Origin of the sequence: Streptomyces sp. LUP47B (assembly GCF_001746295.1) — a bacterium.
Taxonomy (GTDB): Bacteria; Actinomycetota; Actinomycetes; order Streptomycetales; family Streptomycetaceae; genus Streptomyces.
Genome location: NZ_MJAH01000001.1, coordinates 232,273 through 245,994, shown reverse-complemented (window position 1 = coordinate 245,994; position 13,722 = coordinate 232,273). Strand labels below are relative to the sequence as shown.

Sequence of the window (13,722 nt, the reverse complement as noted above, 5' to 3'; positions counted from 1 at the left end):
AATTCGGTCTTTCACGTCACGGTCATCCGATGATGAGGAGTCCAGCGCAGAGACGGGGCGGGGCGGGGCTTCGGCCGTCTGGGCATCGACCGGTCAGTGGAGCGAGGCTCGACAAGCTCGTCGTCCTATGAGGTGACGGTGCTGCCGCGGTCCTCGGTGAGTGGCTCTGACCGCCCCCTCTGGGAGTGTCTGATCAACGGCGGATCCGATGATCAAAGAGACGCCTGATGAGCGAGACCAAGGCGCCCGCCGTACCGGAGCGCCCGGCCACCGGCCGCCCCGTTCGCAAGCGTGTGGTGCCGAACATTGCTGCCCCTCCGTACCAGCACGGACCACTCGCAGTCTTGGACGGCGACGGGCAGGCGTACGGCGTCGAGGGCATCATCCTGGACTGTCGGGCGACCACGGTCCCGGAGCTGGTGGAGTGGACGCTGCGTGAGTCCGGTCTCGGTGAGCCGAAGCTGAACCGCTACGGCAAGGACTCCGATCCGCTGATCGTGCTCACCGCCGCGGCCGCAGTGAAGCTCGGGCTGCCGGAGCGCCTGGAGGGCCACGAGCAGCGCCGCTCCCTGCGCCTGCCGGAGGACCATCCGGTGGTCAAGCAGGTCGCTCGCGCGAAGTGGCAGCTCACGCAGCGCGGGTTCGGCCCGTGGGCGCGGATCTACCGCAAGGCCCAGGGGCGCGAGCGGCAGTGCGTCCAGCTGCCGATCCTGTCGTGGGACGCCCTCGATGAGCGGTCCTGGCCCGGCGTCACCGACATGGAGCCAGCTGACATCGCCCGCGTCCTGGGCGTGTACGCCCAGCGGGTCATCACCACGAGGCGAGCGGGAACTGGGTCTCCGGCCACAACCCCGGCTCGCTAAACGGGTTCACTGCTCGCCCGGGCTCGCATCGGTGACACAGCGGAAGGACTCGACCAGCTGCTTCGGATGCTCGCCGAGCACGGCGATTCTCCGCAGGATCCTGTCCCGGCGGCCATCGAGACCTCACGCGGACTCCTGGTCGCCTGCCTTCGGGCGACGGGCCGCCCCGTCTACGCCATCAATCCGATGGCATTCCTCAGCAAGCGCCGCTCGGAGCTGAACCCGGGCACGGTCGGACTGCCGGAGACGGGCGGTCGTCTCCCGGCCGCCGGGCTACGCCCGAAGGATGACGACCGCAGCCTCTTGGCCTGCAGCGAGATCCCCGACGACGAGAAAGCCGTCACCTGCGCCGCCTTACTGCGCCGGGCCGCCGCCTTCTTCGCCACCGTTGGTTTCGAGCGCATCGAACGGGACCTGACCGATAACGCCTGGCCTGCCCGCCGCCGGTGACGGTGCTGTTGACCATCTCTGCTGGGAGGGCACCAGCAGAGACCCGGTGGGCGCGCCGGGCTGCGGCTTCGCCCACCAGGCGTGAGGTAGCGATCAGAGGCCCTGGTCGCGGTACTTTCGGCCCCAGATACCGGACTTGCCCGGCGCCATGATCGAGTTGGGGTCAAGGGCATCCTTGATCGTCTCGTGGAACTTGCGCAACGCGCCGTCCCCCCAGCTGTAAGTAGCCATGACCTGGTCCATGAGTGCGTTGTGGGTGCGGTACTCCCCGTAGCCCTCTGCTGCGGCCTCGTCGATCAGCACCCGGGCCAGGTCTACGGTCTCCTGCCGGGCCTGCGGATCGGTGGTGTCGAACAGCAGCAGCGCGATGTGGTGCATTTCCCGCAGCCCGACGATGAACTGCGCGGCGTAGTCCTTGCGGTGCTCGTCGGCCCGTCGGCGCACCATCCCTGCCTGACGCAGGGCGTCGGTGCCGTCCGGTGCCGAGATCGGCGAGAAACCGATGTGCCCGCCGTTGGGCAGGAACTCCAACAGCTTCATCTCGTCGAGGCTGGGGATGCCATTGTTGATCCGGTGCCGGTCGTGCAGCACGTGCGCGCCGCGGTCGGTGGCTTCGTCCCGGTCGTGGTGGGTGAAGAACTTCGATCCCGGGACCTGAAGGAACGCATCCTTGATCATCTCAAGGTACTGATCGACTACCGGCTGCGGACCGTAGACGGTGCCGTAGAGGTTCCAGTAGCCCAGGTCGAGTTCGGACTTCATCCGGTCGATTGCCTCGACCGGCAGCGGGCCGTCACCGTCGTACCACTCGGTGCGCTTCGAGACGACGCCGGCGTCGAGGATGATGTTGCGCAGGACCGGCACGTTCTGCAGCGGCGCCATGTTCACACGTAGCGGGAACATGATGTCGACGACCTGCGCGAGGTCCTCCTCCCGGTCGAAGGTGATCACGAAGGTGGTCGAGGCCGGTGGCCGCTGCATCAGCTGGATGCCCATCTTGGTGACGATGCCCAGGTTGGACTGAGTGAACAAGCCGTCCGGGAAAGGACCGAAGCCGTACTGGAACAGCTGCCAGGTGTTGCTGCCCGGGACGGCCCCCATACCCGTGCGCATCACCTCACCGGTGGGCAGCACGACCTCCAGCCCGGTCTGCCACATCAGGTGGTCGCCATAAGGGGTGTAGCCGACGCCGCGGTCGAGGGTGTTGCCGAGCACAGATCCCCAGCCCAGATCGGGACAGTCCAGCATCAGAGACGGCGCGTTGGCCTCAAGGTGTTCGTACAGGTCGAAGTACGAGACACCTGGCTCGAGCAGAGCGTACCCGTACTTCTCGTTGACCTCGATGATGCGGTTCATCCGCTCGCCGGTGTTGACGACGACGGCGCCCGGCAGACGTGGCTGGCCACCACCGTAGCCGTTGTTCTTGCCGGTCGAGATCGGGAACAGAGGGATGCCGAAGTCATTGGCGATCCTGACGATCTCCTGTACCTGCTCAGTGGTCTCCGGGCAGATCGCCGCCGACGCGCCCGCGGCCGGCTCGCTGCCGACCGGGTAAGGGTCCCGATAGCGGGCCAGACCGCTTTCTTCGGTGACGACGTACGCGTCGCCGACAACCTTCCGGAAGCGGGCGATCGCAGCGTCGAAGTCGGATTCGGACAGGCCGGGTGGAAGTACTCGAGCCACAGGTGACTCCTTTGTCAGTGGCGGAATGGGCGTTGCCGAGCCGTCGCAGCGACGGCTGAGCGGCCGGATTGGCACGGGCGCCCGGCCAGAACACGGGGAACTCTGGCCGACCGCCTGCGCCTCTGCAGGAAATGCGAATGTGACCCGCAGACACAACGGATTCCTGTCGATGTGGTCGCATACTGGACCGCGACGCTCGCCAGGCGGATCAACCGGTGGAGGTGCCATGACCGCTCGCCGTGAAATGGCTCGTCGAGGGCCGCTGCCGGAGGTGTCCGTCCGCAGCAGCGACCCCGATGAGGCACGCGAGGTGGGCACACGGGTCTACCACAGCCACCGGGTCACCGTGCTCGGCGATGCCAGCTGCTTCGCGATGAGCCTCGACGCCGCCACGCTGGGTCCGCTCACCCTCGGCTGGCTCAGCTACGACACTGAGGTACGCATTGAGAGCGCCCACCCGGGCTACTACCAGGTCAACATCCCGACCGTCGGCGCCCTGGCCGCGACCTGCGCCAGCCGGGGCGCTGTCGCCGGGACGGGCTCGGCGATCGTGCATGCTCCCGATCGCGCCGCCGTGTTCACGGGTTGGGCGGCCCCGGGCCCCGCCCTGGCCCTGCGCATCTCCCAGCCTGCGCTGGAGCACCATATGGAGGAACTCCTCGACCGGCCGCTTCGTCACCAGATCGAGTTCGAACTCGTGATGAACGTTTCCACCGGCCGCGGCGCACAGTGGCTGGCCCTGGTTCGGTCGCTTGCGACCGGCCTCGCCGACGAGAACTCCCTTGTCCGCCAGCCGATGGTTGCCGCACCGTTCACCCACAGCGTCATGAGGGGCCTCCTGCTGACCGCGTTGCACGAGCACCGCGACGAACTCGCCGCACCAGCGCCCGCAGCCGGGGCCTCGGTTGTGCGTCGGGCGCGCGAATACATCGAGGCCAACGCGGACCAGCCGCTCGTCGTTGCCGACATCGCCCGTGCCTGCGGCGTGGGCGTGCGCGGCCTGCAGCACGGCTTCCAGCGGTCGATGGAGGTCTCGCCGACCGACTACCTGCGGCACGTTCGCCTCCGGTACGCACACTGCGACCTTCTCGCCGCCGATCCGACGGCAACCACTGTCGAGGCAGTCGCACACCGCTGGGGGTTCACGCACCGCGGCCGGTTCGCTGCCCAGTACCGGGACCGGTACGGCGTCCAGCCATCGGAGACCCTCCGGCAGCGCCCGTGAACACCACGCCCAGCGCCACGACAGCGAGTGTGTCAATTTAACGGCCCTGTCTCATATTCGGTGGTGACGCAGAGTGGTGAGGTGTCGTTGGTATCCATGCGAAGGCTGCCAACGAGCTTGTGCAGACGGTGTTTTCAGGGCTGTCCCCACTGGTCATCAAGGATGTGGTCGACGAGGGCGAGCGAGTCGTGGTGCGGGCACGGACGCCGCAGGACACTGTGGCCTGCCCGGTGTGCGGGGTGTTGTCGGGGCGGGTGCACGGCTGTCACTGGCGGACGGTGACCGACGTACCGGTCGACGGCCGGCGGGTGGTGGTCCGTGTGCGAGTGCGACGCCTGGTGTGCCCCACCCGCGGCTGCCGACATACCTTCCGCGAGCAGGTTCCCGGAGTCCTGGACCGATACCAGCGACGCACCACCCGCCTGACCAGGCGAGTCAAGGCAGTGGTCACGGAGTTAGCGGGTCGGGCGGGGGCACGTCTGCTGGCGATACTCGCGGCGGGCGTCTCGCGTCACACGGCTCTGCGCACTCTGCTGCGGATCCCGCTGCCCACCGGGCGAGCGCCCCGCGTGATCGGCGTCGACGACTTCGCGCTGCGCCGGCGGCACCGCTACGCCACTGTGATCATCGATGCCGAGACCCACGATCGCATCGACGTGCTGCCGGACCGCACGGCCGACACCCTGGAAGCATGGCTGCGCGCGCATCCGGACGTCGAGATCGTGTGCCGCGACGGCTCCGCGACCTACGCCGAGGCCATCCGCCGCGCCCTGCCCCGTGCGACGCAAGTCGGTGATCGGTGGCATCTGTGGCACAACCTGTGCGAAGCCGCTCTGAGCGAGGTCAAGGCGCACAGCACCTGCTGGGCCACCGAACTGGACGCGCCTATCTACGACGGGCCCCGCGCCCAGACCACTCTGGAACGCTGGCACCAGGTCCACGGTCTGCTCGATCAGGGCGTGGGCCTGCTTGAATGCGCCCGCCGCCTGGAACTGGCCCTGAACATCGTCAAACGCTATGCCCGCGCCGACCGGCCCGAGCGCATGCTCCGCGTCCTCAGGTACCGCGCCAGCCTCGTCGACCCCTACCGCGAGCACCTGCGCAAACGCCGGACCGAGGATCCCGGCGTCCCCGTCAAGCACCTCTTCGACGAGATCAAAGCACTCGGCTTCACGGGCTGCCTGGACCTCCTGCACAAGTACATCAACCAAGGCCGCGCGGACGCCGACCGCAGCCACATCTCCCCGCGCAGGCTCGCCCGGATGCTGCTGACCAGGCCCGACAACCTCAAGGCCGAGCAACACGAACTCCTGGCCAAGCTCACCGCCGCCTGCCCCGAGATGACCCAACTGGCCGCAGGCATCCGCGACTTCACCCCGCTCCTTGCACCGCACGCCGACAACGCCGACGCACTCTCGCGCTGGATCGTCCAGGTCCGCGGCGCCGACCTGCCCCACCTGCATGCCTTCGCCCGAGGTCTGGAACGAGACCGCGACGCCGTAAACGCCGCCCTCACGCTTCCCTACAGCAACGGCCCCACCCAGGGCGTCAACACCAAGACCAAGCGGATCGCGCGCCAGATGCACGGACGAGCAGGCTTCACCCTGCTTCGCCATCGCATCCTCCTCGGATAGCGGCACGCTCCGTCACCACCGAAAGTGAGCCAGAGCCGTTAAATTGACACCCCCCTCCGGTGTCAACTCAACTGCACCGGGACTGTCGAAGCTGAACGAGGACGATGTCTGCGTGGTTTGACGTGCTGGGTCCTTGCTCGGTCAGAGCGAGTGGCCATGGGTCTTCACGGACGGGTTCTTCACGGACGGGTCTTGAGGCCGTCCAAGACGAGGTCGAGCAGGCGTTCCGCTTGCTGTCGGTGTTCGGTGCCCGCTGAGGTGAGGGCGATGCCTTCGAGGGCTGCGCTGATGTCGGTGGGGGGAATGTCGGTTCGGATCGTTCCGGCTGCCGTGCACGCCTCCATGAGGGTGGCGACGGCCTCCTGGATCATCTCCCTGCTGTGGCCATAGGGATTGCTTCCCGCCGCGGCGATGGCTCGCAAGGCGTCGATCATGCCGTACTTCGTAGTGACGTAGTCCAGGAAGAGGCGCGTCCACGCGCGCAGGGCCTCGTAGGGTGATTTCTGCGCAAGCAGGGGGAGGACTGCGTCGCACAGCTGCACTACCTCGTTGCGGTAGACCGCCTCGACCAGGATTTCGCGAGTGGGGAAGTTGCGGTACAGGGTTGCGTTGCCCACACCCGCCTCCTTGGCGATGCGGTCCATCTGCGCATCCAGGCCCTCCGTGGTGAACACGCGCGCCGCAGTAGTGAGGATCTTGTCCCTGTTGCGTTGGGCGTCGGCCCGCAACGGGCGGTGCCCCTGGTCGGCCATCGCTGTCGTATCTCCTTGCCTTGAGTCTGTCTCGACTTGCTAAGTGGGGATGTCCCCGTTTACCTTCGAGGAAGTGGGGACATCCCCGCTTCCACTGTAGGTCACAAGGTGACCTGCGCATACTCCACCTAAGGAAATGATCATGTCGATCATCCAGGGCAAGGTCATCGCGATCACGGGCGCCAGCAGCGGTATCGGCGAGGCCACCGCGAACTTCCTCGCCGAAAAGGGAGCCCACCTCGTGCTCGGTGCCCGACGCGAGGACCGGCTGAACGCCGTTGTGGACGGCATCACGGCCAGGGGCGGAACCGCGACAGGCGTCCTCGTCGACGTCACACGCCGCGAAGACCTCCGGCGCCTCACAGACACGGCGATCGAGGAGTACGGCCGCCTCGATGTCCTCATCTCCAACGCAGGCACGATGGCCGTCTCCCCGTTCGACGACCTGCGCCAGGACGACTGGGACGCCATGGTCTCCACCCACATCACCGGCCTGCTCAACGGTATAGGCGCGGCCCTTCCCCTCTTCCGCCGACAGGGCTTCGGTCACTTCGTCAACGTCAGCTCCACCGCGGCCTACGTCGTCGTCCCCCCGCAGGCCGTGTACGCGGCCACCAAGGCGGCGGTGAACGTGATCTCCGAGGGCCTGCGCCAGGAGTCGGGACCCGACCTGAGTGTGACTGTCGTATCGCCCGGCTTCACCCACACCGAAGGCGTCGGCAAGGGGGCCAGCCTCGAGGTCGCCTCTGCGATGACCAAGATGCGCGACGAGATCGCCATGCCTCCGTCCGCCATCGCCTCCGCCATCGGCTATGCGATCGAGCAACCCGCCGGAGTCGACGTCAACGAGATCGTCGTCCGGCCCACCGTGCAAGCCTGACAAGCCCACGGAACGCCCGGGCCCACCTGCCGCCAAACGATGGCGAGCTCAAGCGGTCAGCGCATCACTGCTGTTCAGGAGGCCCGCGTAGACCTCCGCCGGAGTGCGGTGGTCGTGTGTCTTGCGCGGACGGTGGTTGAGTTCGTGAGCGATGGCGTCCAGGTCGGCCTGGCTGAACGTGCGGAGGTCGGCGCCCTTGGGGAGGTACTGCCGAAGCGGCCGGTTGCTGTTCTCGTTGGTGCCGCGTTGCCACGGGCTCCGCGGCTTGCAGAGGCAGATCGGCATCCTGGTCTCGGTGGTGATGGCCTGGTGCTCGGCGATCTCCCGGCCGCGGTCCCAGGTGAGCGTCCACCGCACGTGGGCCGGGATGCCGAAAAGGCTCCGGGTGCGGTGCGGGGTGACCCGCTCGGTCGGTAGCCGCTAGATCACGAACACCCATCTCGTCGACAACCAGCGCCTTGACGGTGGGGTGATTGCGCCATGCAGTTGCCCAGGCGTTGAACTCTTTCACGGTCACCTGCTGCTGCGGCAGAGTGGCTGCGGCCTGCGAGGAGGAGCCGCCACAGCCGAGCAGTGCGGTGCCTGCGCCAGCCACGAGCGCGGCCGCGACGGCGCTGGCTTTGAACTTCCGGCTGATCGCCATGATCATGAGTCCTTGACGATGGTGTTCCAGCCGTTGCTGTTGCGCAGACTGCGCGGGCGCTGCGCAATTTGCACTCATCGCGGTCTCCCTCCCTTCCGGGAGAGGGCTTTAAGAGGGCGGTACGTGACTTGATGTCCGGTTCGGTTTCGCCCGATCGTGTGACTGTGGGAACTCCCAGCCGGTCGATGGGCTTGGCCGTGCTGGAGTGACGGGGTGAGCGACCGCAAGCCCTACAAGAGCGATTTATCCGATGAACGCTGGGCGCTGATCGAGCCGGTGACCACTGCATGGAAGGCGAAGCACCCGTCCGTCAGCGGCCACCAGGGCAGCTACGAGATGCGAGAGATCGTCAACGCGCTCCTGTACCAGTCGCGGACCGGCTGCCAATGGGACTACCTGCCCCACGACCTGCCACCGCCCGGCGCGGTGAAGTACTTCTATGGCGCGACGACGGCACCGACGAGGTCATCCATGACCTGCTGCGCTGGCAGGTGCGTGAGAGCCGGGGACGATTAGCCGACCCGAGCCTGGTGGTGCTCGACACACAGAGTCTGCATGCCGCCGCGTGCGTACCCGCGGCCACGACCGGGCGGGACGCGGCCAAGAAGGTGCCGGGTCGCAAGCGGGGGCTGGCCGTTGACGTGCTGGGCCTGGTGATCGCCGTGGTGGTGCTGGCCGCTTCCGTGCACGACAACGCCTTCGGTACCGCGTTGCTGGACAAGGTCGCCGCGGGGACCTCCACGGTGACGAGGGCGCCGGTGGACCAGGGGTTCAAGAAGACCGTGGTCGACCACGGCGTCGGCCTGGGCATCGCGGTGGAGGTCGTCGAGCGCAACCCAGCCGACCACGGCTTCGTCCCGCAGCCGATCCGCTGGAGAGTCGAGTAGACCAACGGGATCTTGATGCTGCACCGCAGGCTGGTCCGCGACTACGAACACCGCTCGGCCAGCTCCGAGTCCCGGGTGTACTGGGCGATAAGCGATGTGATGACCCGTCGACTGACCGGCACCTCCACCCCGTCCTGGCGCGGCGCATGAGCGGCGACCCACAGCAGACCCTCGGTGCCCTGCTGGCACGTCTGGAGGTCCGCGAGCGGCAGATCGCTGTGGAAGCGGAGGCCGCTCACGAGCAGATCGCGCAGCTGACCGCGCTGCTGGACGGACTCGCCCAGGCCGCCGAGCACATCACGATCACCCGCAAGACGCTCCTGGAACTGCCCGACGAAACGCCCTCGGTACCGGCCACACCGCCTCCGGCCCTGCCGAACGGCCCCGCCTACCAGCAGATCATGGCCGTGTTCACCGAGGCCGACGCTCCGCTACGGGCGAGGAACGTGTGCGAGGCGATGGACCTGGACCTCGTGCCGAACAACATCAACAACGTCCGCATCAAACTGAAGCGCCTGACCGGGCGCGGAATCCTCGATGAGACCGAGCCGGGACTGTTCACCAGGCCGCGACCGCAACCGCCCGACAAACCCACCATCGGCCCCCTCACGTCGTTCTGCCGGCCCGCCGAGGAAACCCGTTGCGAGTGAGCTGCATCGGATGTCTGATTGATCGGCCACCGATCACGGGATGGAACATGAGTACGCCGCTGCCCACCCCCTCGTTGCAGACCGCTCGTCTTCGACTGCGTGCCTTCGAAAACGCGGACGCGAACGACCTGTTCGCGCTGCAGAGCAACGCCTACGTGCTGCGCTACTGGGACGATCCACCGTGGACCGAACGCGCGCGCGCCGAGAAGTTCATCACCCGTTGCCGAGAGATGGAAAAGGAAGGCACCGGGGCGCGGCTGGCCGTGGATCGTGTCTACGACGGGGCGTTCATCGGCTGGTGCACCCTGAACAGGTGGAATCCGGACTTCCGCAGCGCGTCGCTTGGCTACTGCTTCGACGATGCAGCGTGGGGCCACGGCTACGCGACCGAGGCCGGGCGCGCTTTGCTGCAGTGGGCATTCGACACGCTGGACCTGAATCGCGTCCAGGCTGAAGCCGATACGCGCAACGTGGCATCTGCCCGCGTGCTGGAGAAGCTCGGCTTCCTGCGTGAAGGGACCTTGCGAGAAGACTGCGTCGTCAACGGCGAGGTCTCTGACTCGTGGGTCTACGGGCTGCTCAGGCGCGAGTGGCGGCCGTCGTCTGGGCCGGCTCCCGCCCGCTGAGTCTCACCGCCCGGCACCTGGTATCGACGCCCCGAACCAATGATCACTGCGCCTCATCCAAACTCAACGACGAACCGGATAAAGGCTCACATCTCGCCCTCTAAGGACTACACCTCAAGTATGGACCTGGTCTGGGCTCGGTGCGTCCAGGTGGATGACCGGGTGGTTTGTGGACCTGGCTGCCGGCGGGCGGCCTACTCCTACGGGCGCGTGCTGACGAAGCGCACGGTCGATCCCCAGCCCCCGCACTGACTCCATGCACCAGTGGCACAGCGGGAGGCCGCCACTGCCGTACTTGTGGGGCTTGCGCTGGCAGGCGGCGCACCGCGCTCAGGCCGCGACGCGTTCGCCGGACAGGCCGGTGCTGCCGCGCCGCGGAGGCCGGGGCGGCTAAGTCGATGATGTGCAGCTGGGTGTCGGGATGGCAGTGGGTGCAGGCGCGCAATCCTTCGGCCAGGAGGCGGCGGGCTTCGTCGCGGCTGACGGGGCGGCGCCGCGAGCCGATCATGTGGCAGGTGCCGGCGTGGACCTGGACGGGCGGCTTGCCGTTGCCGATGCCGACCTCGACGACCCACTCCGGCGTCTGCGGCCGGGTGCGTCGACCGTGTTCCTCTTCTGCCTTGCGGCGCTCCAGCAGAGTGATCTTCGCGTCGATGCGGTCCAGCCACAGGGCATGCCACACCCGCAGGGTGCGCAGTCGCTCCAGGTCGGGCGGCAGATCATCGAACACAGTTTTGATTCTAGGCTCATGATCACCGCTCGCGCCCTCGCGTGTTCGATTTGATGTTCGATAACGTGGTGGGGGAGGTGAGGCCGATGAGCACGCGCGCGACGGCGGGCAGGAACGGTGTGGTCATGCATGTGCGCTGCCCGGACCGGCTACCGGAGGGGACCTTCCGGCAGGTGCTGGAGGAACTGTCCGGGCTGTCGCCGATGGTGCAGGCACTGCCGCCCACCGCGGCCCTGGTGGACTTGCGCGGAGCGCTGCGCTTCCACGGCGTCGATGCCCTGCGGCTGGGGGAGGTGCTGCGCATCAGGACGATCTCCCGCCTGGGCACCGACGTCCGCGTCGGCATCAGCCCTTCCAGAAGCCGACAGGTTCGCGGATTCCCGAGGGCCCAGGGCAGCGAACTGGCTGGCCACCTGACGTTGAGACGCCGATCGTCCAGCCGGTTGAGGCGGCAGGGGTTCGTACGGCCTGTGCTCGGGAGGGTGTAGTGACTTGGCGGTCTTCTTCCACGTGAGGCTCCGCTACGAGTCACCGTGGCGGGCCAGTTTCACCGCAGAGGTCAGCAGTATGAGAGATGGGGCAGGGCATCGCGGCGGCCTTCCCGATCCCGCGACACCGCCACCTCACGCACCCGGCCTGAGCTCGGTGCGGTCTTCCACCCGCTGCTTGAGGCCGGTGTTGAAGGTGGCGTACCCGTCTTTTTTGGGTGTTCTGAGGAAGGGCCGGATCAGGGTGACCAGGGCGCCGGAGAATTCCTCGTGGTTGGTCAGGCGGGTGGTGCCGTCGTGGTTGGGGGAAAGGACGAAGGAGTGCTGGCCGTGGAACAGCTGCTTGATGCCGAGCGTGCCGACCCACCGCAGTTCCTGGCCAGGCGTCGCGACGGTGACCGTGGGCCTGAAGGTCATGCCCGGCATGCGCATCGTGAGCCGGCTTCCCACTTGAGCGGTTCCCTCGGCTGCGGAGAAGGTGCTCCACTCGCCGTAGGCGGCGAAGTCGGTGAGGACGTCCCACACCGCTTGTGGGGTGGCGTCGATGTCAATAACGGCGGTGAGGACCGGCTTCATGGTGGTTTCCACTTCTGGCTGGTGSGGGAGGGAGGGGTGGGGGTTGGTCAGGCGGGTGGTCCACCGGTGCTCGGTGGGGCCGGGGAATGGCGTGGAGCGCAGTGCACGACGGTCAGAGCGTCACGTCCGGCGCGGTCGTGCGGGAGAGGGCGCTGTGGGTGCTGGTGGCCGTGGTCTCCTGCAGGCCGTGGTCGATGAAGTCGATCATCCAGGTGAAGCTGTCGTCGATGTCAGTGGCGAACTGGAACCCGCCGGCTGCTTCCAGGGATGCGTATCCGTGCAGGACGGTGCGGAGCATCCGCAGCGCGTGGATCTGCTGGTCGGGGTCGATGTGGTAGCCGTGGAGCATGGCGGCCCAGGAGTCGACCACCCGGTTGAGGGCGTCGATGAGGGGGTCGTCGGGTCCCGTCGGGCGGGCGGCGTTGGCTGCGGCGTATCGGCCGTGGTGGTCCTTGACGAACGTCCGCATCGCCTGTGCGCCGCGGGCCAGGGCTTCGGTGCCGGACCGGCCCTGGATGGCGTCGCGGATGGCGTCGGCGCACTGGTTCATGGCCAGGATGGCGATCCGGTGGGCGAGGTCGGTCTGGCCGGTGACGTGTTTGTACAGCGAGGGGGTTTTGACTCCGAGCCGTTCGGCGACCAGGCCCATGCCGAGCTGGTCGAACCCGACCTCGTCGACCAGGGCGGCGGCGGCTTCGGTGACTGCCGTGGCGGTGAGTCCGGCCCTAGGCACGGCCGGCCGCCTTGGCCAGGAACGGCAGGGCCAGCGCGAGGACCTGGTCGGGGGTCTGGGCGTGCGGGTAGTGGCCAGCGCCGTCGATCACGGCCAGCTCGCCGAGGCCGGCGGGCAGGTCGGCGATGATCTTCGCCCCTTCGGCGCGGGGGTCGGCCCAGTCGGGGTCCAGGCTGCCTTCGACGACCAGGACCGGGCAGGTGACGTGGGCGAGCTGGGTGCCGGCGTCGGTGGGCTTGGACTTGCACATGTCCTGCAGGGCCTTCATCCGGCCGGGTTCACTCAGCGTGGCCTCTATGCGGGCCAGTTCGCTGTTCCAGTCGGCGGGTTTGGCCGGGTAGGCCACGTCGAGGTACTTCTTCCAGTCCGCCAGGCGTCCCCGGACGATGACCATTGCCATCCGCGTGTACCCGGTCCGGAAACGCTTGACCCGGATCAGCCCGCCCAGGTCGACCGGCTGTGCACGGGTGAACGGAGCCAGCTCGATCACTCCGCTGATCACGTCGGGCGCAGTGGCGGCCGCGATGGTCGCGGCGCCGCCGCTGATCGACTGCCCGATGATCACGGCCGGGCCGCCGAGGTGACGCACGACGGCGACCAGATCTCCGGCGATGTCGGTGCGGCTGTAACCGTCCCAGCCGAGGCTGGACTCACCGCACCCGCGGATGTCGACGTTCGCGACCCGGTAACCGGCGGCCACCAGGCCGGGAACGAGGAAGCGGTAGGAGTGCCGGCTGTCGCCGATACCGTGCGCCAACACGACCAGGGGACCTTCCCCGGTCACGTCGAAGGCGATGGTGTTCTTGCCGATCCTCAGGTGCTCGGTCATGCCGTCCTCCAACAAAGTAGCTAATGTCGTTAGCTGTAGACTAGTCACATTAGCTACGAGGGTCAACGCCTCA

The 13,722-nt window shown here is 67.5% G+C and carries 13 protein-coding genes and 4 pseudogenes; 10 read left to right on the top strand and 7 right to left on the bottom strand.

Annotated elements, in window-relative coordinates; translation table 11 throughout:
* Positions 1 to 227 precede the first annotated feature (227 nt).
* The 3 pseudogenes from BFN33_RS01115 to BFN33_RS51700 form a co-directional block, all read left to right on the top strand.
* A pseudogene (locus BFN33_RS01115) lies at positions 228 to 862 on the top strand (transcriptional regulator); the annotation flags it as partial.
* Between the two features lies 1 nt (position 863).
* Positions 864 to 1,055, top strand: a pseudogene (locus tag BFN33_RS49165) (IS110 family transposase); the annotation flags it as partial.
* Between the two features lie 96 nt (positions 1,056 to 1,151).
* A pseudogene (locus tag BFN33_RS51700) lies at positions 1,152 to 1,307 on the top strand (IS481 family transposase); the annotation flags it as partial.
* A gap of 99 nt (positions 1,308 to 1,406) precedes the next feature.
* On the opposite strand, the gene BFN33_RS01105 reads toward BFN33_RS51700, so the two are convergent.
* Positions 1,407 to 3,224: an FAD-binding oxidoreductase gene (locus BFN33_RS01105; protein ID WP_218108944.1), complete on the bottom strand. Its 1,818-nt coding sequence runs from the start codon at positions 3,222 to 3,224 to the stop codon at positions 1,407 to 1,409.
* On the opposite strand from BFN33_RS01105, the gene BFN33_RS01100 reads away from it, so the two are divergent.
* Entirely contained in the window at positions 3,223 to 4,221 is a 999-nt protein-coding gene (locus BFN33_RS01100) for a helix-turn-helix domain-containing protein (protein WP_176742272.1), read from the top strand. The genes BFN33_RS01105 and BFN33_RS01100 overlap by 2 nt on opposite strands.
* A 128-nt stretch (positions 4,222 to 4,349) precedes the next feature.
* Positions 4,350 to 5,855 (top strand): ISL3 family transposase, encoded by a 1,506-nt coding sequence (locus BFN33_RS01095; protein ID WP_370743252.1) that lies wholly within the window; start codon positions 4,350 to 4,352, stop codon positions 5,853 to 5,855.
* 179 nt (positions 5,856 to 6,034) lie between these two features.
* Here BFN33_RS01095 and BFN33_RS01090 read toward each other — a convergent pair whose 3' ends face one another.
* Positions 6,035 to 6,607: a TetR/AcrR family transcriptional regulator gene (locus BFN33_RS01090; RefSeq protein WP_069757933.1), complete on the bottom strand. Its 573-nt coding sequence runs from the start codon at positions 6,605 to 6,607 to the stop codon at positions 6,035 to 6,037.
* 142 nt (positions 6,608 to 6,749) lie between these two features.
* Here BFN33_RS01090 and BFN33_RS01085 point away from each other — a divergent pair, with 142 nt between their 5' ends.
* On the top strand, positions 6,750 to 7,487 hold the full coding sequence (locus BFN33_RS01085; RefSeq protein ID WP_069758875.1) for an SDR family oxidoreductase: 738 nt from the start codon (positions 6,750 to 6,752) through the stop codon (positions 7,485 to 7,487).
* Between the two features lie 48 nt (positions 7,488 to 7,535).
* Here BFN33_RS01085 and BFN33_RS01080 read toward each other — a convergent pair whose 3' ends face one another.
* Positions 7,536 to 7,844 carry an IS30 family transposase gene (locus BFN33_RS01080; RefSeq protein ID WP_069757932.1) on the bottom strand — a complete coding sequence of 103 codons (309 nt, stop codon included), beginning with the start codon at positions 7,842 to 7,844 and terminating at the stop codon, positions 7,536 to 7,538.
* A 499-nt stretch (positions 7,845 to 8,343) separates the two neighbouring features.
* Here BFN33_RS01080 and BFN33_RS49160 point away from each other — a divergent pair.
* The 3 genes and pseudogenes from BFN33_RS49160 to BFN33_RS01060 all read left to right on the top strand — a co-directional run bounded on the left by BFN33_RS49160 (position 8,344) and on the right by BFN33_RS01060 (position 10,293).
* A pseudogene (locus BFN33_RS49160) lies at positions 8,344 to 9,167 on the top strand (IS5 family transposase).
* Positions 9,164 to 9,667: a hypothetical protein gene (locus tag BFN33_RS01065; RefSeq protein ID WP_069757931.1), complete on the top strand. Its 504-nt coding sequence runs from the start codon at positions 9,164 to 9,166 to the stop codon at positions 9,665 to 9,667. Before BFN33_RS49160 ends, BFN33_RS01065 begins: the two are co-directional and overlap by 4 nt.
* A gap of 47 nt (positions 9,668 to 9,714) precedes the next feature.
* Positions 9,715 to 10,293, top strand: a complete 579-nt coding sequence (locus tag BFN33_RS01060; RefSeq protein ID WP_069757930.1) for a GNAT family N-acetyltransferase — start codon at positions 9,715 to 9,717, stop codon at positions 10,291 to 10,293.
* Between the two features lie 100 nt (positions 10,294 to 10,393).
* Here the strand turns inward: BFN33_RS01060 and BFN33_RS53915 are convergent, their stop codons facing one another.
* Positions 10,394 to 10,975: a DUF6233 domain-containing protein gene (locus tag BFN33_RS53915; RefSeq protein ID WP_256122653.1), complete on the bottom strand. Its 582-nt coding sequence runs from the start codon at positions 10,973 to 10,975 to the stop codon at positions 10,394 to 10,396.
* Positions 10,976 to 11,109: 134 nt separating this feature from the next.
* On the opposite strand from BFN33_RS53915, the gene BFN33_RS51695 reads away from it, so the two are divergent.
* On the top strand, positions 11,110 to 11,511 hold the full coding sequence (locus BFN33_RS51695) for a hypothetical protein (RefSeq protein WP_370743229.1): 402 nt from the start codon (positions 11,110 to 11,112) through the stop codon (positions 11,509 to 11,511).
* A gap of 135 nt (positions 11,512 to 11,646) precedes the next feature.
* Here the strand turns inward: BFN33_RS51695 and BFN33_RS01045 are convergent, their stop codons facing one another.
* The 3 genes from BFN33_RS01045 to BFN33_RS01035 all read right to left on the bottom strand — a co-directional run bounded on the left by BFN33_RS01045 (position 11,647) and on the right by BFN33_RS01035 (position 13,649).
* On the bottom strand, positions 11,647 to 12,087 hold the full coding sequence (locus BFN33_RS01045; RefSeq protein ID WP_069757927.1) for an SRPBCC domain-containing protein: 441 nt from the start codon (positions 12,085 to 12,087) through the stop codon (positions 11,647 to 11,649).
* A gap of 112 nt (positions 12,088 to 12,199) precedes the next feature.
* Positions 12,200 to 12,820, bottom strand: coding sequence for a TetR-like C-terminal domain-containing protein (locus tag BFN33_RS01040; protein ID WP_069757926.1), 621 nt, complete (start codon positions 12,818 to 12,820; stop codon positions 12,200 to 12,202).
* Positions 12,813 to 13,649: an alpha/beta fold hydrolase gene (locus tag BFN33_RS01035; protein WP_069757925.1), complete on the bottom strand. Its 837-nt coding sequence runs from the start codon at positions 13,647 to 13,649 to the stop codon at positions 12,813 to 12,815. Before BFN33_RS01035 ends, BFN33_RS01040 begins: the two co-directional genes overlap by 8 nt.
* Positions 13,650 to 13,722 lie beyond the last annotated feature (73 nt).

Coding starts and splice junctions, on each gene's coding strand:
- BFN33_RS01045 (WP_069757927.1), bottom strand. CDS start 12,087: ATGAAGCCGGTCCTCACCGCCGTTATTGACATCGACGCCACCCCACAA.
- BFN33_RS01085 (WP_069758875.1), top strand. CDS start 6,750: ATGTCGATCATCCAGGGCAAGGTCATCGCGATCACGGGCGCCAGCAGC.
- BFN33_RS01035 (WP_069757925.1), bottom strand. CDS start 13,649: ATGACCGAGCACCTGAGGATCGGCAAGAACACCATCGCCTTCGACGTG.
- BFN33_RS01105 (WP_218108944.1), bottom strand. CDS start 3,224: ATGGCACCTCCACCGGTTGATCCGCCTGGCGAGCGTCGCGGTCCAGTA.
- BFN33_RS01100 (WP_176742272.1), top strand. CDS start 3,223: ATGACCGCTCGCCGTGAAATGGCTCGTCGAGGGCCGCTGCCGGAGGTG.
- BFN33_RS01060 (WP_069757930.1), top strand. CDS start 9,715: ATGAGTACGCCGCTGCCCACCCCCTCGTTGCAGACCGCTCGTCTTCGA.
- BFN33_RS01065 (WP_069757931.1), top strand. CDS start 9,164: ATGAGCGGCGACCCACAGCAGACCCTCGGTGCCCTGCTGGCACGTCTG.
- BFN33_RS01090 (WP_069757933.1), bottom strand. CDS start 6,607: ATGGCCGACCAGGGGCACCGCCCGTTGCGGGCCGACGCCCAACGCAAC.
- BFN33_RS51695 (WP_370743229.1), top strand. CDS start 11,110: ATGAGCACGCGCGCGACGGCGGGCAGGAACGGTGTGGTCATGCATGTG.